We start from the raw sequence: 19,417 nt of genomic DNA, 5'->3' as shown, positions 1-19,417 counted from the left end.
AGTTAGGGGAGCAACGCTTAACATCGGGTTGAGCGGCAGGGCTAAATCCTGCCGCCCCGCCGGTTTCGTGTCAGGTTTCAGGACGCGCGATAGCTTTTGCCGGCTGTATCGAAAAGATGCAGCTTCGCCCTCTCCGCCGTGAAGCGGATCCGGTCGCCGCGCTTGACGGCGAGGATGCCGGGGATCTTGGCGATGATCGGCTCGCCTTGCACGAGGCCCTCGATGTAGAGCAGCGTCACCTCGCCGAGTGCCTCGACGATCGCCACCGTGCCTTCGAAGAGGAAATCGTCGCCGGTGGAAATCTGGAGATCTTCCGGACGCACGCCGAAACTGGCCGCTTTGCCGACTTCGGAGGAAGCCGTCGCGATATCGACCGTGGAGGTGCGTCCGCCGGTCAGTTCCAGCACGGTCGCGGCGCCTGCGGACGTGATCTTCGCCGGGATGATGTTCATGGCGGGCGAACCGATGAAGCGGGCGACGAAGAGGTTTGCCGGGCGCTCGTAGAGCTCCAGCGGCGGGCCGACCTGCTCGATATGGCCGGCCGACAGCACGACGATGCGGTCGGCGAGCGTCATCGCCTCGACCTGGTCGTGCGTCACGTAGATCATCGTCGTGTCGGCCATCTGCTCGGAAAGCTTGGCGATCTCGATGCGGGTGGCGACGCGCAGCGCGGCGTCGAGGTTCGACAACGGCTCGTCGAAGAGGAAGACCTTCGGGTCGCGGCAGATGGCGCGGCCGATGGCGACGCGCTGGCGCTGGCCGCCGGAGAGCGCCTTCGGCAGGCGGTCGAGATACTTCGTGAGCTGGAGGATATCGGCGGCCGCGCGCACGCGCCGGTCGATCTCTTCCTTGCTTTCGCCAGCGATGCGCATGCCGAAGGCCATGTTGTCGAACACGGTCATGTGGGGATAGAGCGCGTAGGACTGGAACACCATGGCGATGCCGCGCTTGGAAGGCGGCACGTCGTTGACGCGTTCGCCGTCGATCATCATCTCGCCGCCGCTGATCTCCTCCAGGCCCGCGATCATGCGCAGCAATGTCGACTTGCCGCAACCGGACGGGCCGACGAAGACGATGAACTCGCCCTGCTTGATATCGAGATCGATGCCGTGGATCACGTCCACCGCGCCGTAGGACTTGCGGATATCCTTGAGAACCAGCCCTGTCATGTTCCTACCTCCCCTTTGGTCCGTTACGCGAAGCGGGCGAAAAAGCCGCTCCAGGCCGGAAGTTCGATGTTTTCGTCATGCATCATGCTGTCGAAGCCGTGACCTTCCAGAACGTCCAGCGTGCCGGAAGGCAGGTCGGCGAGGCGCGCGACCGGGCTCATGTTGAAGGCGCAGAAGACCTTCTCGTTGCCGTGCGTGCGCACGAAGGAGAGGATCGCGCCTTCGGCCGAATGGAACTCGATCTCGCCCTTTACGAGCGCGACGTGCTCCTTGCGGAAGGCCAGGAAGCGGCGGTAGTGCGCCAGAACCGAGGCCTCGTCGCTTTCCTGCACATTGACCGCGCGTTCCAGATGCACCTCCGGAACCGGAAGCCAGGGTTTGCCCTGGCTGAAGCCGCCGGATTGCTCGCGGCTGTCCCAGACCATCGGCGTGCGGCAGCCGTCGCGACCCTTGAAATCCGGCCAGAACTGGATGCCGTAGGGGTCCTGCAAGTCCTCATAAGCAAGGTCGGCTTCCGGCAGGGCAAGCTCCTCGCCCTGGTAGATGCAGACCGAGCCGCGCAGCGACATCAGCAGGCTCGCCAGCAGCTTAGCATGGGCGTCGTGATCGGTGACGGCGCTGCCCCAGCGGCTGATATGGCGCATCACATCGTGGTTCGAGAAGGCCCAGCAGACCCAGCCCTCGGGGGCCGCCTTTTCCAATGCGCGTTGCGTCTCGGCGACGAAGGCCGGCGTCAGCGGCTCGGGCGCCAGGAATTCGAAGGCGTAGCACATGTGCATCTTGTCGCCGCCGGACGTGTATTCGCCGGCGATTTCGAGGCCGCGCTGGCTGTCGCCCACCTCGCCGACGGCGGCGATGGCCGGAAACTCCTCCATGACCGCGCGGAAGCGCTTCAGGAACTCCAGGTTCTCCGGCTGGTTCTTGTCGTAGAGATGTTCCTGGTAATTGTAGGGGTTCACGGCGGGTGCCGTCTGGGCGTTGCGGCGCTCGGGGGCGAGCGACGGGTTGTCGCGCAGTTCCTTGTCGTGGAAGTAGAAGTTGATCGTATCGAGCCGGAAACCATCGACGCCGCGCTCCAGCCAGAAGCGGGCGACCGAGAGCAGCGCGTCCTGCACCTCCGGGCTGTGCAGGTTCAGGTCCGGCTGCGAGGTCAGGAAGTTGTGCATGTAATATTGCAGGCGCGTCGGGTCCCACTGCCAGGCGGAGCCGCCGAAGATCGACAGCCAGTTGTTCGGCGGCGTGCCGTCCGGCTTGGAATCCGCCCAGACATACCAGTCCGCCCTCGGATTGGTGCGCCGGGAGCGGCTTTCGACGAACCAGGGATGCTTGTCGGACGTGTGCGACAGCACGAGATCGATCATCACGCGGATATTGAGGCGGTGCGCCTCGGCGATCAGCGCGTCGAAATCGGCGAGCACGCCGAAGATCGGATCGACGTCGAGATAATCCGAGACGTCATAGCCGAAATCCCGCATCGGCGAGGTGAAGAAGGGCGAGACCCAGATCGCATCTGCCCCGAGGGAGGCGACATGGGCGAGGCGCTCGGTGATGCCCCTGATATCGCCGATCCCGTCGCCAGTGGTGTCCTGATAGGAGCGCGGATAGATCTGGTAGATCACCGCGCCACGCCACCAGTCCTTATCCGGGGTCAGAAGCGTTGAACTCGACGTCGTCATTCTGGTCAGTCCTGTAATTTTCTTGTTTCTGCGCAATTCCGGACGCAAAACCGCTTAACACTTTTGCTGGAATTGCTTTTGTCAGCCGCCCTTGACCGAACCCGCCAGCAGGCCGCGCACGAGATAACGCTGCAGGCTGAAGAACACGATGAGGGGGACGATGATGGTGATGAAGGCGGAGGCCGTGAGGATTTCCCAATTGCCGCCGCGCGAGCCGAGCAGGTTCACGAGACGTCCGGTCAGCACCAGTTCCTCATTGCCCGCCCCCAGGAAGACCATGGCGACGAGCAGGTCGTTCCAGGTCCACAGGAACTGGAAGATGGCGAAGGACGCGAGCGCCGGGAAGGACAGCGGCAGGATGATCTTCACGAAGATGTCGAAGTCAGAGGCGCCGTCAACGCGGGCGGATTCCAGGATTTCGCGCGGCAGGCCGGCCATATAGTTGCGCAGCAGGTAGACCGCGAGCGGCAGGCCGAAACCCATATGGGCGAGCCAGATGCCGACATAGGTTTTTGCCGGCACGCCGAAGAAGGCGCCCACGCCGTTATAGAGCCGCAGCAGCGGGATGAGCGACATCTGGAGCGGCACGACGAGCAGGCCGACGATGACGGCGATCAGGATTGCCCGGCCCGGGAAGGGCATCCAGGCGAGCGCATAGGCGCAGAAAGCCGCGACGAGGATGGGGATGATCGTGGCGGGGATCGCCACCGTCAGCGAGTTGATGAAGGAGGCGCCGATGCCTTCCGCGTTCAGCACTTCGCGGTAGTTGTCGAGCGTGAAGCGCGAGGGCACTGCTGCCGTGTAGAAGATGCGCTGGCCGCGCGTGCCTTCCATGCGGGTCGGCGAGACGATCTCGTAGCTGCCGTCCTCCTTGACGGTCAGCGTCTGGCCGTCGCCGATATCGGCCGCCGTGCCGGCCTCGAAGGCGGTGGGCTGCAAGGGGCGGAAGCCGAAGGCGGAGACCTTTGCGTCGCCGCCTTCCAGAAGATTGCCGGATATGACGAACTTGCCGTCACGCTCGACCTGCGCTTCCGGGGCTGCGGCACGGCCGGTCAGGTTCTGCGAGGAGGTGGAGAGCGCCGTCCACCAGCCGGAGACGGCGAGCTGGTCCTTGTCGCGCAGCGACGAGATCAGCAGGCCCGCGGTCGGCAGCGTCCAGAGCGCCACGAGCAGCAGGACGGAGAGATGGACGACGAAAATGAGCGGCGAACGGGACGTGGCGATCATCTCAGTGGCCCTCCATTTCCTTGGTGGCGTTGCGGATGTTCCAGATCATGATGGGGATGACGAGGATCATGATCACGACGGCGATGGCCGCGCCGCGCCCAAAATCCCCGCCGCCGCGGAACATCCAGTCGAACATCAGGTTCGCCAGAACCTGCGTCTGCCATTGCCCGTTGGTCATCGCGAGCACGATGTCGAAGACCTTGAGGACCAGGATTGTGATCGTCGTCCAGACGACGGCGATCGTGCCCCAGATCTGCGGCACCATGATCTTGAAAAAGATCTGGAAGCCGTTGGCGCCATCGATGACCGCCGCCTCGATCGTCTCTTCCGGAATGCCGCGCAGCGCGGCGGAGAGGATGACCATGGCGAAACCGGTCTGGATCCAGATCAGGATGACCATCAGGAAGAAGTTGTTCCAGAAGGGGATGGTCATCCAGGCTTCCGGCGAGCCGCCCATGGCGACGACGATGGCATTCAGGATGCCGATCTGCTCGGAGCCTTCGGCGCGGTAGTCGTAGACGAACTTCCAGATGACGGCGGCGCCGACAAAGGAGATCGCCATCGGCATGAAGATCAGCGTCTTGGCGATATTGCCCCACCAGATGCGGTCGGTCAGCGCGGCGACGATCAGGCCGAAGAAGGTGGCGAGCGCCGGCACCACGAGCAGCCAGAGGAAATTGTTGAAGATCGACTGGCGGAACTCGCCGTCATTGATCATCCAGGCAAAATTGCTGAAGCCGACAAACTGCTGGCCGGTGCGGTCATGGAAGGCGAGCCGGACGGATTCGAAGACGGGATAGACGAGGTAGACCGACAGCGCGAGCAGCGCCGGCGCCATGAACAGCCAGGGCCGGATCGCATTGGTGATGCGCAGGTTCTTCGAGGCTTGCGCGCCCGTCAGCCCCTTGGAAGGGAAGATCCTGTCGAGCAGGAAGTTCGTTCCGAAGAAATAGACGACGCAGGCGAGAACGCCCCCGACCATCGTGAAGATGGCGAATAACAATTGCTGCATGGCGATCCCTCCCCTGGAAACTTCCCCGCAATGTATTTTTACGGTCACGTCGAGCGCTCACGCGGAGCGCCCGCATGGTCCGGCTGCACTTCGGCATGCTTTGGGAAAACCGGCAGGCGACCGCCCGCCGGTTCACCGGGATGTTACTTGATGGCGTCCCAGGCCTTCTGGGCACCGTCGGCGACATCGGCCGCGGACTTGCCGCCGACGAAGTCGACCATGCCGGTCCAGAACGCGCCCGCGCCGATCTTGCCCGGCATCAGGTCCGAACCGTCGAAGCGGAAGGTCGTCGAGTTGAGCAGGATTTCGCCCTGCTTCTTCATCGGCGCGTTGGCATAGGCTTCCTTGTTGGCGCTCTTGTAGGGCGTCAGGAAGCTCGTCTGCGCCATCCACAGCTCATGCGCGATCGGCGTCTTCAGGAATTCGATGAAGGCGCGGGCGGGCGGCGTGTCCTTGGTGATCATGGCGAGCGTGCCCGCACCGAGCACCGGGTTGCCGAGCTCCGGCTTGCTGGCATAGGGCGGCATGTAGAAGAAGTCCGCATCCTCGCCGACGACCGTGCCCTCCGGGAAGAAGGACGGTATGAACGACGCCTGGTGGTGCAGGTAGCACTTCGGCGGCGAGGCGAAGAGGCCCTTCGGGCTGTCGCGGAAGTCGGTGGAGGCAACCGCCGCCGCACCGCCATCGACGAACTTGTCGTTCTTGGCGAACCAGCCGAATTCGTCGATCGCGCCGACCACGGCGGCATCGGTGAACGGGATCTGGTTGGTGACCCACTTGTCGTAGGTTTCCGGCGAGGCCGTGCGCAGCATCAGGTCTTCGACCCAGTCGGTCGCCGGCCAGCCGGTGGCGCCGCCCGAACCCAGGCCGATGCACCACGGCGTGCCGCCGTCGGCGACGATCTGCTCGGTCAGCGCCTTCAGGTCTTCCATGGTCTTCGGCACTTCATAGCCGGCGTCTTCAAAATTTTCCGGCACGTACCAGACGAGCGACTTCACGTCGATCTTGTAGGGGAAGGCGAAGAGCGCGGCATTGCCGTCCTTGCCCTTGTAGGTCGAAAGATCGACCCAGGACTGGCCGGCGGCGTAATTGTCGAGCAGCCATTGCTTGGTTTCGTCGCCGAGCGGGCTCAGGTAGCCCTTGGACGCGAGATCGGCGATGAGGCCCGGCTGCGGCAGGATGGCCACATCCGGCGGGCTGCCCGCCTGCGTGTCGATGACGATCTGCTGCTCGTAGTTTTCGGAAGAGGAATATTTGATCTCGACGCCCGTCGCCTCGGTGAAATAGGCGTAGACGATCTTGAAGAGCGCCTCGTCCTCACCGCGCCAGGGGCCGAAAATGGTCAGCGTCTGGCCCTTGAGGTCGTGACCCTTCTTGAAATCCTCGAAACTCTGCCAGTTGAACTTGGAATCTTCGCCGGGCTTGAATTTCAGCTCGGCCACGGCGCTGCCCGCCATAAAAAGCGCGAGCGCAGCCGTCATCAGCAACGTCTTTTTCACGAGATTTGCCTCCCATAGCAATCCCGCCCTCTCCCGGGGCAGGCATCTTCTAAAATACCCCAAAATTCAAAGCGCTTTGGATTTCCTTTCATCCCATTTCCCCCCAAGCTTCGTCAAGTACCCCTCAACAATTTGAACGTGAAATCGCCGTATCTAACGCAGTGCAGCGTAGTTTTGCGGCGCAAAATAGCCAAAACAGCTTTTCCTGTTTGATTTGCTGATGTTAGATGCCAAAACGCTTTGAGATAAATTCAGGGACAGAAAAGTCAAATATTCAAAGCGCTTCGATTATTTCAAGAAAGCTAAGCATGTGAATCTCAAGCAGTTATCGCAATTGCTGGGCCTCTCTCAGACAACCGTGAGCAGAGCGCTGAACGGCTATCCGGAGGTCAATGCCGAGACGCGCCAGCGTGTTCTCGATGCCGTGCGGGAGACGGGATATCGCCCGAACCGGGCCGCCCAGCGCCTCGCAACCGGCCGCGCGGGCTCGATCGGCCTCGTCATGCCGACGGCTGATGGCATCGAGTCCGACGTGCATTTCGGCGAATTCCTCGCCGGCCTCGGCGACGAGGCGGTCAAGCACGACTTTCATTTCGTCATCAATCCGAGCCACCCGGACGAAGAGGTCGCGACCTGCCGGCGGCTGGTGGCGAGCGGCAATGTCGATGCACTGTTCCTCGCCTATATGCGCGTGAAGGACCCGCGCATCGCCATGATGAAGACGCTGAAGACACCTTTCGTCGTGCATGGCCGGTCGATCGGCGTGCCGAACGACTACCCTTTCCTCGACATCGACAATACCGGCGCCTTCTACGATGCCGCGCGCCTGCTCGCGCAGCTCGGCCATCGGCATTTCGCGCTGCTGAACGGTCCCGACTATCTCGCCTATTCGATCCGCCGCAAGAAGGGCACCGTGCGCGCGCTTGCCGAGTATGGCCTGGTGCTGCGCGACGACTGTGTGGAACATTCCCAGATGACGGACGAACACGGTTTTCGCGCCATGGAGCGTTTCCTCCAGCTCGAAACGCCGCCGACCGCCGTGCTCTGCTCCAGCACCGTGCTGGCGCTCGGCGCCGTGCGGGCGATCAGCCAGGCGGGGCTGAAGCTCGGCGTCGACATCTCCCTCATCGCGCATGACGACGTGCTGCCGATGCTGAAGCCGGAGAATTTCATGGTGCCGCTGACGACGACGCGCTCGTCGCTGCGCGCCGCCGGCCAGCGCATCGCCCGCCGCCTGATCGCCAGCATCCTCGATCTCGAAACCCTGCCGCAGCAGGAGCTCTGGAAAACGGATTTGATCGTGCGCGCCTCGACGGGGCCGGCGCCGGCGGGGAAATGAAAAGGCGCCCCGCGAGGCGCCTTGCATCTAGTGACAATCAGAACTTCGGCGGCGTCCTGCCGGCCTTGCGGTAGGCGGCGATGACGGTGTTGGCCATCAGCATGGCGATGGTCATCGGGCCGACGCCGCCGGGGACGGGGGTGATGGCGCCGGCGACCTTGGCGCATTCTTCGAAGGCGACGTCGCCGACCATGCGCGACTTGCCCTCACCCTTCTCCGGTGCCGCAATGCGGTTGATGCCGACGTCGATGACGGTGGCACCCGGCTTCACCCAGTCGGCCTTGACCATTTCCGGACGGCCGACGGCGGCGACCAGGATATCGGCAGTACGGCAGACGGCGGCGAGGTCCTTGGTGCGCGAATGGGCTGTCGTCACCGTCGCATTGGCGGCGAGCAGCAGGGCCGACATCGGCTTGCCGAACAGGTTCGAACGGCCGACCACCACGGCGTTGAGGCCTGAGAGGTCGTTGCCATGCGTGCGACGCACGAAGACCATGGCGCCGGCCGGCGTGCAGGAAACGAGGCCGCCATCGAGATCGCCGGTCGCAAGCTTGCCGGCATTGACGACATGCAGGCCGTCGACGTCCTTTTCAGGCCTGATCGACTGGATGATCGGCTCGGAATTCAGGTGCTTGGGCAGGGGAAGCTGCACGAGGATGCCGTGAATGCTTTCGTCGGCGTTTAGCGTCTCGACGAGGCGGGCGAGTTCTTCCTGCGTCGTCTCCTCCGGCAGCGTGTGCTGGATGGAGGTGAAGCCGCACTCCTTGGCCATGCGGCTCTTGGAGGAGACATAGGCGTGGCTGGCCGGATCGTCGCCGACGATGACGACGGCGAGGCCGGGTTTTACGCCCGCATCCGTCTCCAGCGCGGCGGTCGCGGATTTCACGGCGTCAATCACGGAAGCGGCAACCTGCTTCCCATCGATAATGGTGGTCACATTTCTCTCCCTGAATGATGTGCCCCACTCTAGTGGGGCGGCCGCGCGGCGGGATGGCCTCTTAACGCCCTATGCTGTCCAAAACACATAATTTCAAGCGCGTGTTGCGGGAAACCGTCGGTCCGATGGATTTTCCTGTCAGCGATGCGAGAGCCATGCCTGCCGCATGACGGAGCCCGCATAGCAGGCGAAAAGTCCTTTTTTGACGCAACCATAAGGATTCTTCCGGTGGAAAGCCGAGTTCGTGCGCAAAAAATATCTCTTGATATCAGCCGCTTATACCAACGATGGGCGACATGGTTAGGAAAGCGTGAACGCCACCCATAGGCTTTTCCCGAAAACCTTAAATGGCCCTTCAGGCGAAGTTGTTAAACCCGACGTAGAACAGAACGCGCATTGCGGGATCGGCCAAGACCGTCCCGGAAGGAAGCTTTTCATGAACCTTATGTCGGGCAATATCGTCGCCTCGCAACGGGATATTCTCGGCCTGCCGGTCTGCGATCTCGGCTGGGCGGAGGCCTTCGCCTTTGCCGAGGAGGTGGCGACCATGCCCTTCGGGCAGAGCGTCATCGCCTTCATCAATGCCGGCAATGCCAATCTGATGATCCGCGATCCGGAATACCGCGCCGTTCTGGAGCGCCAGATCGTGCTGCCGGACGGCCACGGCGTCGACATCGCTTCCATGCTGTTCCACGGCCGCAAGTTCCCGGCAAACCTCACCGGCACGGATTTCGTGCCGGCTTTGCTCACCTATCTTGCCCGGCCGATGCGCGTGGCGATGATCGGCGCGCAGCAGGCGACGCTGATGCAGGCGGCGGAGAATTTTCGCCGGCACGCGCCCTGGCACGATTTCCTGCCGATTTCCGACGGCTTCTTCGACCGGGGGGCCTCCGATGCGGTGATGGAGCGGGTGCGCGAGGCGAATGCCGATATCCTGCTCGTCGCGATGGGCAGCCCGGCGCAGGAAAAATGGATCGACCGCCATGTCGGCCCCGGCCATGCCCGGCTGGTGCTGAGCGTCGGCAACCTGTTCGACGTCGTCGCCGATGCGCCGCATGCGGCGCCGGGCGGCATCCGCCGGCTGCGGCTCGAATGGCTCTACCGCCTGGTGAAAGCGCCATCGCGCCTCAGCCGCGCCGACTTTTCCTTCCTCTACCATGTGCTGCGCTACAAGTTTTCCGGCACAGGCGAGGCGCATGACAGGAACGATACGGCAAAAGCCGGCTCGCTCTGAGGCGGCCGGCTCTTATCGATCGATAAAAATGTGGTCAGGCGGTGGGTCTCAATGCCCGCCGCTTTTTTCCGCGGGCTTGCCGGCCGGAACTTCGCCCTTGACGAGCGTCTGGCCTTTCTTCGGCGCCGGGTCCTGCACGGAGGCGGTGGTAATATAGTCGATCTGCTCGACATAGACCTCCGCGATGACTTCCGCACCAAACCGGCGGTTCAGCCCCTCCTTGACGATGCCGCGAAAGGCATCGACATCGAAGCTTCCGACGGTCGCCACATCGATCATCTTCTTGCCGACGAGCAGCGTGTAGAGTTCGTCGGTGATCATCTGCGGGAGCGGTACGGTCTGTTTGGCGGCAAGCTCCTTGTTCGCCTTGTAGGCGAGCTTGGTCAGGAGATAGCCGCTGACACCGCCCTCCCCGATCACCGGCACGGTCGTCGTATAGCCGCTGACGAACTCCATGGCCGCCTCGCGCTCCGCGGCGGCCGTATCAACCTTGGGGGCCGAGGCCATCTTCAGCGAAAAATAAACCGAGGCGAGCGTGATCGCGAGAATCCAGACGCCGGTGCCGATAAGCTTGATCATGTGCCGTAACTCACGCGGAACTGTTCCTGCGAATAGGTGCCGTCGGCTTCGAGGTCCTGCACGGCATTCTTCAGGATGCTGACGACCTCACGCACCGCATCGAGATGGGCGGAGACGCGCTGGGCGTTGGTCGCGAGCTTTTCACGAACGCGGCCGAGCTGGGTGGAAAACGTCCGCGGCACCTCGTCCGGACGCACATCGCGCGTCAGCATCGCCAGCTCATAGAGGCAGCGGCTCTTGTGGGCGTTCGAGGTCGGCAGGTCGAATTCGGGATCGCTGCCGATATTGTCGTTTTCGTTGTCGATGATGGTCTCAAGCCGGCCGAGGACGGTGCGGATCCGGAGTTCGTTGGTCGCCTGTTCCATTTTGTTATGCTCCGCTTACGCTTTTCTTGTCATGTTCCTTGATGCCCGGCGTCAGGTCGGCAAAGGCCTCTCGCTGCAGGGCCTGCACCATGCCGGATGCGACACGGTCGGTATTCTTGTCTTTTTCCGGCGACGCGGCGCCGATACCGCTGCTCTTGGCGAGGCTTTCGGCAATGCCGATACCGCCGCCCTTGGCGATCGCAGTGCCGAGCTGGTCGGCCATCATGCCGCGCCACATCTCGCCGGCGGTGCCCTTGCCGTACATTTCTTCACTGTCTGCCGGCAGCATGGATTTCACGAAATTCTGCAACACCATGGCTTCGAACTTGCGCAGGTGCTCCGGCACGGACTTGCCGCCGACGGCGGAAACACCCTGGCTCGACGCGTGCGCACCGGCCGAATCCCTGTTGAGGATGCTGCCGACGGTGGCCTGGAAACCGGCGCCTGCTTCCGCAAGGCTCGTCGCCTCGAAGGCGGCGCGGTTCGATTTCAGCTTGGCTTGCGCTTCCTGAACCTGGGCCGGGTCGGCAGCGCGCACGACATCGAGCACCAGATCGCTGGGGGGAGAAATTGCCACGTCCTAAAGCCTTTCAGGTGTTTCCTGCAAGCCGGACCCGTCCTCATGGCGGTCCGCCGGCCTTTGACTGTTTGGGACATCGGGATCGTCCGCGCCGCGCTTGCGGCTGCTTCGACAAACCTCGTCATCGTCCTGATGCGACTATCGCTGCTCAACCTTACGGGAGGCTGGTGGCGGATGACGAAGTCGTGACGGCATCGACTGCCAAATCCACTCTGACGCAAGCTTCCATGAGACGGCGTTAAATCGCGTTTCATTACAGGGGCTTGGGCAAGGACGCCTAGTCGTCGCTCTTCTTGTAGGCGATGTGCTGGTCGATGAGGTCGTAGATGGAATTGTCGGCGGCCTCGCGGTCCTCGGCGCTGCGCGCTTCCTTGCGGTGCTCTTCCATGCGGTCGCCCTTGGTGCGCTCGCGCACGACGCGCATCTCGTGCATCTGCTGGACGTTGGCCAGCATCTGGTCCTGCTGCTGGAGCTTGCTGTACTGGCCGGAATAGTGGCGCGAAAAGCTGCGGTGCACCGGATCGAGCGAGTTGATCGCGCCGATGACGGCGTCCATCGTCTCGGCCACTTCCTGGCGCTGCTGGGTGGTGTTGGCGAGGTCGATCTCGGCCATCTTTTCCAGGTGGCGCTGCACGGAGACCAGACGTTTCAGCTTGTCCGACCGGTTCTGCGCCATCGTCATCGCCCCTGGAAGACTGGAATGAAGCCGGCTGCGAAAATCTCAAGCAGCGAGGAAATGCCGAAATACATCAGCACCAGGCCGCCCAGAATGATGAAGGGCAGCGAGACGAAGTAGATCGGGATCTGCGGCGCCAGCTTGTTGACGAGGCCGATGGAGACGTTGAACACCAGGCCGTAAAGGATGAAGGGGCTTGCGAGCCGCAGCATGATCATGAAGGTCTGGCTCAGCGTATCGGTGAGCGAGATCAGCGCGCTCTGCGGATTGAAGCCTTCGCCGAGCGGCATGACATTGTAGGATTCGATCAGCGCCCGCATGACGACATGGTGGAAATCCAGCATGAAAAGCACGAGCAGGCCGGCAAACGAGAGCAGGTTCGTCAGCTGGTTTTCGGCGGTGTCTTCGAGCACGTCCGGCGTCGGCGGCGCGTTGAAGCCCATCATCATGGTGAGCACCGTGCCCGCGAATTGCAGGCCGAGCACGTAATAGCGCGCGATCAGGCCGATGACGGCGCCGGTCAGCGTTTCGAAGACGATTAGCTTGAGATAGCCGTCGAGCGAACCCGAGGTGCGCGGGTAGATGACGTCCCACATGATGGGCAGGACCGCCATGGAGATCGCCACCGCCAGGAACAGGCGAATCTGCATGGAGAGGCGCGCGGAGGAGAAGCCCGGCAGCAACATGAAACACCCGCCGACACGGCAAAAGGCGGCGAACAGCGCCAGCACCGTGCCCTGCGGGTCCGTTATCATGAAATGGAGCCGAGAATCTTGATCTCGATGCCCTTGGCGAGCTCGACATGCGAGAGAACCGGCAATGTGGCGAACAGGCGCTCGATGATCATGCGCACATAAGTGCGCGATTCGGGCGACGTGACCAGTACGAAAGGCGTGCCGCGGTCCAAAAACTCGCGGATAACCCGCGTTGCCTGCTCGGAAAACTCTTCGAGCTGGCGCGGATCGATGTCGAACTCGACGATTTCGCCCTTTGTGTCGCGCTTCAAGGCCTGGTGGAAGACCATGTCCCACTTGTTGCCGAGGCGCAGCACCGGTAGCACGCCGTTTTCGGCGAGATCGCCGCAGATCTGCTGAGACATGCGGATGCGGACATGCTCGACGATTTGCTCGGTCTTGCGGACATGCGGCGCGAGTTCGGCGACCGCTTCGAGGATGAGGTGCAGGTTGCGGATCGAGACGCGCTCGGCAAGCAACAGCTTCAGGACGGCCTGGAGGCCGGAATAGGACATGTGCGACGAGCAGATTTCGTCGGCGAGCTTGCGGTATTCCGGATCGAGGCGCTCGATCAGCACCTTGACGTCCTTGTAGGACAGGAGCTGAGGCAGGTTGTTGCGGATGACTTCGGAGAGGTGCGTGAGAACCACCGAGACGTTATCGATCGGGTGGAAGCCTTCGCGGCGCAGGTCGTCGGCGAAGGTTTCGAGGATCGAGACCGCCGGCATGCCGAAGGCGGGTTCGCGGATATCGTCGCCCGGCACGCTCGGCTTGCGCCCGCCGCCGGTGACGACCAGCACTTCGCCGACGCGCACGATGTTGGACGCGATCGTCGTGCCGTGGATGCGGATTTGGTAGGATTTGTCGGGGATCGAGATGTCGTCGGAAACCTTGATTTCCGGCACGACGAAGCCGTATTGCCCGGCGAATTTCTTACGCATCTTGCCGACGCGGAAGGCGAGTTCCTGGTGCGCGCCGAGCAGGCGTGTCGAGACCTGCTTGCCGAGCAGAAGCTCGATTTCGGCGGTCTTCAGCACCGACTTGACCGAATCCTTCTCCTGGTCGCGCGTCTGTTGGACCTGTTTGGCCTCGTCGTCCCGGCGCGCCTTGTTCTCCGCTTCAATGCGGCGCGGGATCATCCACGCCCCGAAGGCCATGAGACCACCGAGCATCATGAACGGGAAAAAGGGCAGGCCCGGAATAACGGCGAGCATCATCATCAGGCCGGACGCGACGAAGAGCGCACGTGGATAGCCGGAGAGCTGGTTGACGACCGCCTGGTCCGTCGAGCCTGCCGTGCCGCCCCGCGACACGATGAGACCCGCGGCGAGCGAGACGATGAGGGCCGGGATTTGCGAGACCAGGCCGTCGCCGACCGAAAGCTTTACGAAGACGTCGGCCGCTTCCGACAGTTCCATACCGTGGCGGAAATACCCGATGATGATACCGCCGAAGACGTTGATGGCGGTGATGAGCAGGCCGGCGATCGCGTCGCCGCGCACGAATTTCGACGCACCGTCCATCGAGCCGAAGAAGGAGCTTTCCTCTTCCAGTTCGCGGCGACGCAGCTGCGCCTGTTTCTCGTCGATCAGGCCCGCCGAAAGGTCGGCGTCGATCGACATCTGCTTGCCGGGGATGGCGTCGAGGGTGAAACGCGCGCCGACTTCGGCGATACGCGTTGCGCCCTTGGTGATGACGATGAAGTTCACCACGATGAGGATCATGAAGACGATAAGACCGATGACGAAGTCGCCGGACATGACGAGGCTGGCAAAGCCAGCAATAACGCCACCCGCCGCATCATGGCCCTCGTTGCCGTGCGAAAGGATGACGCGGGTCGTGGCGATGTTGAGCGCCAGCCGGATCATCGTCGCGATCAGCAGAACGGTCGGGAAGGACGAGAAATCGAGCGGGCGCTGGATCCACAGCGCCACCATCAGGATCAGGACCGAGAAGGCGATGGAGAAAGCCAGCCCCATGTCGATCATGAAGGCCGGAATCGGCAGGAAGAGGATCGACAAGATCGTCAGGATGCCAACGGCGAACGCGATGTCGCGGCCGTTTGGGCTCATCTTCGGAATGCTGATTGCCGGTACTTGCGCCATCGAAAGAGTTCCCGTCTCGTCATGAGAGGCGGCGGCGCGTCACACGCGTCGCCCATTTTCACCCCATGACCTACAGGCCGAAGCTTGCGCAAACCTCTCCTGTGTCATGGTCGGGCCTGACCCGACCATCCACGCAACGGCTGTGGATCCTCGGGTCAAGCCCGAGGATGACGTCCCGCAGGTGGGATACTCTTGCGACAGAAACCGGCTAGAAGCCGCTTTCTATTCGGGAAAAGACTATATTGGTAAAAATGGAGATCTGGGCGCCGATGAAGGGGGCCGAAATGGCGATCGTTACGAAGATCGCGAGGATTTTCGGCACGAAGGTGAGGGTCATTTCCTGCACCTGGGTCAATGCCTGGATAAAAGCGATGGCGACGCCGACGATCATGGCGGCAAGCACGGCCGGTCCGGAGGCCACGACGACCGTCCAGATGGCTGCCTGCGCTATGTCGAGGGCGTCTGCCTCATTCACGTTTCGGGTTCACTCGCCGTGGTTTCGCTGACCTTCACGCCGGGACCGATGACAAGGGTCTTGCCCGAATCAAGCGTCGCAACGATGCCGTCGTTGTATAGCGTGACTTCCTTGACGACGCCAGAAATCTTGCCGTCCTCGCTGGTGACGGTGCGGCCGATGACCGAGTTCGCTTCCTGCAGCGAGGTGCGTTGCAGCAGGCTTTCCAGGTTCTTGTTGGTCTTGATAGTCTGCTCGACCTGCGAGAAGGTCGCAAGCTGCGCCATCTGCTGGGTCGCGTCCATCGGCTCGGTCGGATCCTGGTTCTTCATCTGCGCCACGAGCAGCTTCAGGAAGCTTTCGTAGTTGATGGTCGCCGACTTCTCGTCCGTGCCGGATTCAGCGCCGGTAACGGTCGGAACATAAGGCTTGTCTGCCGCCGATGCGGCGCCGACGGGGGTTACCATGGTGCGATCTCCCTGCGGATCTGTTCGATGGTGGCCGGCGGGATCTCCTGATTGTTGAGGATGCGATCCTCGATCGGGTAGAGCGCGCGGATGGCTTTCAGCGCCTCGAAGACGCGGTCCTGGGTGACGAGGGCGTCGACGCGCTTGAGCTCGGCGAGCACTTCCTCGTTCTTGAAGCAGGAAAGCAGCATGATGACCGATTTGCGGAACATGGCGATCGACTGTTCGGCCCCTTCCGGATTGATCAGCGCCATCTGGGCGATGAAGTAGAGCTGGCGAAGCGGCGTAGTGGCCTGCTCGGGCTGAAGAACGTGGTTTTCCAGGAGGAAGGTGACATCGTTGAGGAATTCGATCGCGACCTTGCGGTCGACCCTCAAAACTGCGCCGTTGACGAAGATGCGCTCACCGGACTTCAGCGATATACGCAGTGTACTTTTCATTTGATGCCATCCTTGATGATGGTGGTGATGTCGATGATGCCCTGGAAATTGTTGGATTCGCGTTTGCGAATCTTTTCGACTTCCTTGAGTATCCAGATGGCGATCGAGATGAGGTTGGCCCGAAGCTCGTCTTCGAGCTGGTTTTCCGGGTTTCCGAGATCTTCGATAAAGCGTATCCAGACGCGGCGGGTGAAGTAGATCGCCTCCACCGCTTCCCTGCCGTAGGTGCCGCCATCGGAGGCCATTGCCGCTGTCAGAAGCGCAATCGACCGGTCGAGGACCTGCCGCTCTCGATCTTTCGAGACGGCAACGCCTTCCTCCATGATCTCGGCATATGAAAACTGGTACATTCAGACATCCTTCATGTGTGTCCGTACCCTCTGGTTCATCAGAGGTAATTCAGCAGGCTCAGGTTCTGGATCCTCGACGTCAGCGTGTAAGCGAGTGAAAGCTGCGATTCGAGCGTGGTGACGCGCGTCGCCGCCTCGTAGGTATCGATGCCTTCCATATCTTTGATGCTGGTGCTCAGGATGGTGATCTGGGCATTGAGCGAGGTATTGGCCTGGGTCACGCGCGCCTCGGAAATGCCGAGCTTCGAACGCTCGCCATCGATGCCGGAGATCGCGCGGCCCGTATAGTCGATCGCCGCGTCGCTGACCGTCTTGCGGGTCTGTTCGGAAACGCCGAGCGCCAGCAGCTCCTGACCGAGCACGAGGCCGAGCGCCATGTAGCGCATGCCCTCGACATTGGTGTTGGTCGAGCTCTGCACCGTCTCGGCCGTGCTGATGCGGCTCTGCATGTTCTCGTCGGACGCGTTCGACCAGTCCGTCTCCCAGCCCGGCCCCATGAAACTGGTTTCAAGGCTGTCGATGAAGTCCTGCATGTCGGTCGGCGTGATGCCGGCGACAGCGACTTCATCGGTCTGCGGGAAGCCGAAATGCGTGGCGAATGCGGCGTCGAACGCGGCCTTCGCATCGGAAACCGGCGTTTCCTGCAAATAGTCCTTGAGCGGCGTCACGTCGGTGTTGATGCCGGCAAAGAGGAATTCACCGCTGAACGAGCTGTTGGCGGCGGCGGTGAAGGTCGACATCGCGTTGCCGATGTTTTCCTTCGCGAGCGCCAGTTGGTCGGCCGACGTGATGCCGGAAAGCGCGATGAACACTTCCAGCGCATCGTTTGCCGCCGTCGACATCTGGCCGAGCGCTTCCTGGGAGGCGGCAAGGCGCTGCGTCGTCAGCGCGTTGGTGCTCTTCAGCGATTCCATGCGCTGGAGGTCGCGGTGCAGGTTCAGCGTGCGCGCGGTCTTGGCGCCAAGCACGGCGCCGACATCGGCATGACGGCCGGTGACCGTCTCCTCCTGAAGCTGCAACATCTCCTTCTGCGCGCTGGCGACCGTGAGCCGCATCGCGTTCTGAAGGGACATGTTCGAAACGAAAGAAGTCTTCATAACTTACCCCGCCGCCTGAAGAAGCGCGGCAATCATCTCATCGACCGCCGCCACGAGTTTCGCCGACGCCTTGTAGGATTGCTCGAGGTCGAGAAGCAGGGCCAGTTCCTCGTCGAGGCTGACGGCCGTCACATTGAGAAGCGCTTCCTGGGTGCGGCCGAGCAGCGCTGTCTTGTCGTCGCCTGCGGTCGTCGCCGCGCTGCGGATCTGTTCCAGCCAGCCAACCGAGCCGGTCGAGAAGGCGAGGATCGTGCCGGTCGTGTCGATCGCCGCATCCGGGTCGAAGGTCCTGGTCGTCTCGAAACCCGTCGCGTAGCCGTTCAACAGCTCCGAGAAGCTGGCATCGTCATTCAGGTTGAAGGTCGCGTTGATGCCGTCGCGCAGCAGCATGGCATTGCCGCCCTGCGCAGTGATCACGTCCGGATTGACCTTGATGACCGCGCCGAGACCGGGCGAATTGACCGTCGGGATGCCGCTCCAGGTGAAGAGACCGTCGGTCGCCACGAAGGTGCCGGAGCCCGGCGGCGTCTCGACGCTCTCGGAGAACATCGAGATGAGGGCGACGGACATTTCATCGAGCTGGTTCTGGAAGGTCGGCGCGACGTTGTCACGGATCTGCAAGAGAGCTGCGATCGAGCCTTGTGCGCTGGTGTTGCCGCCGGCACCCGGCTGGATCGGCACGCCGTCCACATAGACCGGAAAGCCATCGACGGCCGCCGTGTAGGTGGTCTGCGGCTCGAAGGTCACCGTGCGCGCCACCGTCTCGAACAGCACCGTGCCATCGCTCGTGTAGAGCGCCAGGTCGTTGTTCGTGCGGTTGACGGCGGTGACGCCGACGATCGCGGAAATTTCGGTGAGCAGCTTGTCGCGCTGGTCGAGCGCGTCGTTGACGTCGGTGCCAGAAGCCGTGCCCTGCTTGACCTTGTCGTTCTGGGTCTTGAATTCGCCGAGCAGGCGGTTGAGTTCCTTCACAGCCCCGTCGATGTCCGCATCCGCTTCGGAGCGAAGCTTCTGCAGGGCGTGCGAGGTGCCGTTCAGGGAATTTGCAACGTCGATCGCATCCGACACGACCGTCTCGGCGAGCGAGACTTCGTTCGGCTTGTCGGCGAAGGTCTGGAGATTGTCGCGCAGCTTCGCGAGATAGGTGGAGGGCGCGAGTTCATAGTCCTCGCCGCCCATCATCATCTTCATCTGCGTGAGACCGGACAGGAGCGTGTCCTGGCCGGCGGACTTGGAGATCGACAGCAGGTTCTGCTTCAGCAGTGCTTCGTTCTGCGCACGCTGCGTTTCGACCACCGTTGCACCGGAGGTCGCCGTAGCGAGGATCGCCGCGCGGCGGGCGTAGGCCGGGTTGCTTGCATTGGCAATGTTCTTCGACGCGACGGCCGATTGAAGGCCTACGTTGGAGAAGCTGGACTGAGCAGTCTTCATTGCTGCTGAAAGCGACATCGGTTCTACCTAACTCTCGAATGCACGC

General features: G+C 62.3%; 20 protein-coding genes. 2 read left to right on the top strand and 18 right to left on the bottom strand.

Annotated elements, in window-relative coordinates:
• Positions 1-77: 77 nt before the first annotated feature.
• The 5 genes from J2Y63_RS20435 to J2Y63_RS20415 all read right to left on the bottom strand — a co-directional run bounded on the left by J2Y63_RS20435 (position 78) and on the right by J2Y63_RS20415 (position 6,565).
• On the bottom strand, positions 78-1,169 hold the full coding sequence (locus J2Y63_RS20435) for an ABC transporter ATP-binding protein (protein WP_435267574.1): 1,092 nt from the start codon (positions 1,167-1,169) through the stop codon (positions 78-80).
• Between the two features lie 23 nt (positions 1,170-1,192).
• On the bottom strand, positions 1,193-2,845 hold the full coding sequence (locus J2Y63_RS20430) for an alpha-glucosidase (protein ID WP_435267573.1): 1,653 nt from the start codon (positions 2,843-2,845) through the stop codon (positions 1,193-1,195).
• Positions 2,846-2,926: 81 nt separating this feature from the next.
• The gene (locus J2Y63_RS20425; protein ID WP_435267572.1) at positions 2,927-4,072 is read right to left on the bottom strand and encodes a carbohydrate ABC transporter permease; all 1,146 of its coding nucleotides are present in this window, start codon (positions 4,070-4,072) and stop codon (positions 2,927-2,929) included.
• Position 4,073: 1 nt separating this feature from the next.
• Complete coding sequence (locus J2Y63_RS20420; protein WP_435267571.1) at positions 4,074-5,084, bottom strand: carbohydrate ABC transporter permease; 1,011 nt, start codon at positions 5,082-5,084, stop codon at positions 4,074-4,076.
• Between the two features lie 143 nt (positions 5,085-5,227).
• The gene (locus J2Y63_RS20415; RefSeq protein ID WP_435267677.1) at positions 5,228-6,565 is read right to left on the bottom strand and encodes an ABC transporter substrate-binding protein; all 1,338 of its coding nucleotides are present in this window, start codon (positions 6,563-6,565) and stop codon (positions 5,228-5,230) included.
• A gap of 328 nt (positions 6,566-6,893) precedes the next feature.
• On the opposite strand from J2Y63_RS20415, the gene J2Y63_RS20410 reads away from it, so the two are divergent.
• On the top strand, positions 6,894-7,922 hold the full coding sequence (locus J2Y63_RS20410; RefSeq protein ID WP_435267570.1) for a substrate-binding domain-containing protein: 1,029 nt from the start codon (positions 6,894-6,896) through the stop codon (positions 7,920-7,922).
• Between the two features lie 37 nt (positions 7,923-7,959).
• Here J2Y63_RS20410 and folD read toward each other — a convergent pair whose 3' ends face one another.
• Entirely contained in the window at positions 7,960-8,859 is a 900-nt protein-coding gene (gene folD / locus J2Y63_RS20405) for a bifunctional methylenetetrahydrofolate dehydrogenase/methenyltetrahydrofolate cyclohydrolase FolD (RefSeq protein WP_435267569.1), read from the bottom strand.
• A gap of 436 nt (positions 8,860-9,295) precedes the next feature.
• Between folD and J2Y63_RS20400 the strand changes: the two genes are divergently transcribed.
• Positions 9,296-10,093: a WecB/TagA/CpsF family glycosyltransferase gene (locus tag J2Y63_RS20400; protein WP_435267568.1), complete on the top strand. Its 798-nt coding sequence runs from the start codon at positions 9,296-9,298 to the stop codon at positions 10,091-10,093.
• 48 nt (positions 10,094-10,141) lie between these two features.
• Here the strand turns inward: J2Y63_RS20400 and J2Y63_RS20395 are convergent, their stop codons facing one another.
• The 12 genes from J2Y63_RS20395 to flgK all read right to left on the bottom strand — a co-directional run bounded on the left by J2Y63_RS20395 (position 10,142) and on the right by flgK (position 19,389).
• Positions 10,142-10,672: a hypothetical protein gene (locus J2Y63_RS20395; RefSeq protein ID WP_435267567.1), complete on the bottom strand. Its 531-nt coding sequence runs from the start codon at positions 10,670-10,672 to the stop codon at positions 10,142-10,144.
• Positions 10,669-11,037, bottom strand: coding sequence for a hypothetical protein (locus J2Y63_RS20390; protein WP_256120712.1), 369 nt, complete (start codon positions 11,035-11,037; stop codon positions 10,669-10,671). Before J2Y63_RS20390 ends, J2Y63_RS20395 begins: the two co-directional genes overlap by 4 nt.
• 4 nt (positions 11,038-11,041) lie before the next feature.
• Positions 11,042-11,614 (bottom strand): rod-binding protein, encoded by a 573-nt coding sequence (locus tag J2Y63_RS20385; protein WP_256120713.1) that lies wholly within the window; start codon positions 11,612-11,614, stop codon positions 11,042-11,044.
• Between the two features lie 280 nt (positions 11,615-11,894).
• The gene (locus J2Y63_RS20380; protein WP_435267566.1) at positions 11,895-12,293 is read right to left on the bottom strand and encodes a hypothetical protein; all 399 of its coding nucleotides are present in this window, start codon (positions 12,291-12,293) and stop codon (positions 11,895-11,897) included.
• 2 nt (positions 12,294-12,295) lie between these two features.
• On the bottom strand, positions 12,296-13,048 hold the full coding sequence (fliR, locus tag J2Y63_RS20375) for a flagellar biosynthetic protein FliR (protein ID WP_256120715.1): 753 nt from the start codon (positions 13,046-13,048) through the stop codon (positions 12,296-12,298).
• Complete coding sequence (gene flhA, locus J2Y63_RS20370) at positions 13,045-15,132, bottom strand: flagellar biosynthesis protein FlhA (protein ID WP_435267565.1); 2,088 nt, start codon at positions 15,130-15,132, stop codon at positions 13,045-13,047. The genes fliR and flhA overlap by 4 nt, the downstream gene beginning before the upstream one ends.
• A 208-nt stretch (positions 15,133-15,340) precedes the next feature.
• Positions 15,341-15,607: a flagellar biosynthesis protein FliQ gene (fliQ, locus tag J2Y63_RS20365; protein ID WP_256120717.1), complete on the bottom strand. Its 267-nt coding sequence runs from the start codon at positions 15,605-15,607 to the stop codon at positions 15,341-15,343.
• Complete coding sequence (flgD, locus tag J2Y63_RS20360) at positions 15,604-16,053, bottom strand: flagellar hook assembly protein FlgD (RefSeq protein WP_256120718.1); 450 nt, start codon at positions 16,051-16,053, stop codon at positions 15,604-15,606. Before flgD ends, fliQ begins: the two co-directional genes overlap by 4 nt.
• A complete protein-coding gene (gene flbT, locus J2Y63_RS20355) occupies positions 16,047-16,493 on the bottom strand; it encodes a flagellar biosynthesis repressor FlbT (RefSeq protein ID WP_256120719.1) in 447 nt (148 codons plus the stop codon). The genes flgD and flbT overlap by 7 nt, the downstream gene beginning before the upstream one ends.
• Positions 16,490-16,843: a flagellar biosynthesis regulator FlaF gene (flaF, locus tag J2Y63_RS20350; RefSeq protein ID WP_256120720.1), complete on the bottom strand. Its 354-nt coding sequence runs from the start codon at positions 16,841-16,843 to the stop codon at positions 16,490-16,492. The genes flbT and flaF overlap by 4 nt, the downstream gene beginning before the upstream one ends.
• Before the next feature lie 38 nt (positions 16,844-16,881).
• Positions 16,882-17,940, bottom strand: coding sequence for a flagellar hook-associated family protein (locus J2Y63_RS20345; protein ID WP_435267564.1), 1,059 nt, complete (start codon positions 17,938-17,940; stop codon positions 16,882-16,884).
• A 3-nt stretch (positions 17,941-17,943) separates the two neighbouring features.
• Entirely contained in the window at positions 17,944-19,389 is a 1,446-nt protein-coding gene (flgK, locus tag J2Y63_RS20340; RefSeq protein ID WP_435267563.1) for a flagellar hook-associated protein FlgK, read from the bottom strand.
• Positions 19,390-19,417 lie beyond the last annotated feature (28 nt).

It is taken from the genome of Shinella sp. BE166 (assembly GCF_051201095.1).
Lineage (GTDB): Bacteria > Pseudomonadota > Alphaproteobacteria > Rhizobiales > Rhizobiaceae > Shinella > Shinella lacus.
The sequence above is the reverse complement of the archived record's forward strand: the minus strand, read 5'-3'. Positions and strand labels throughout refer to the sequence as shown.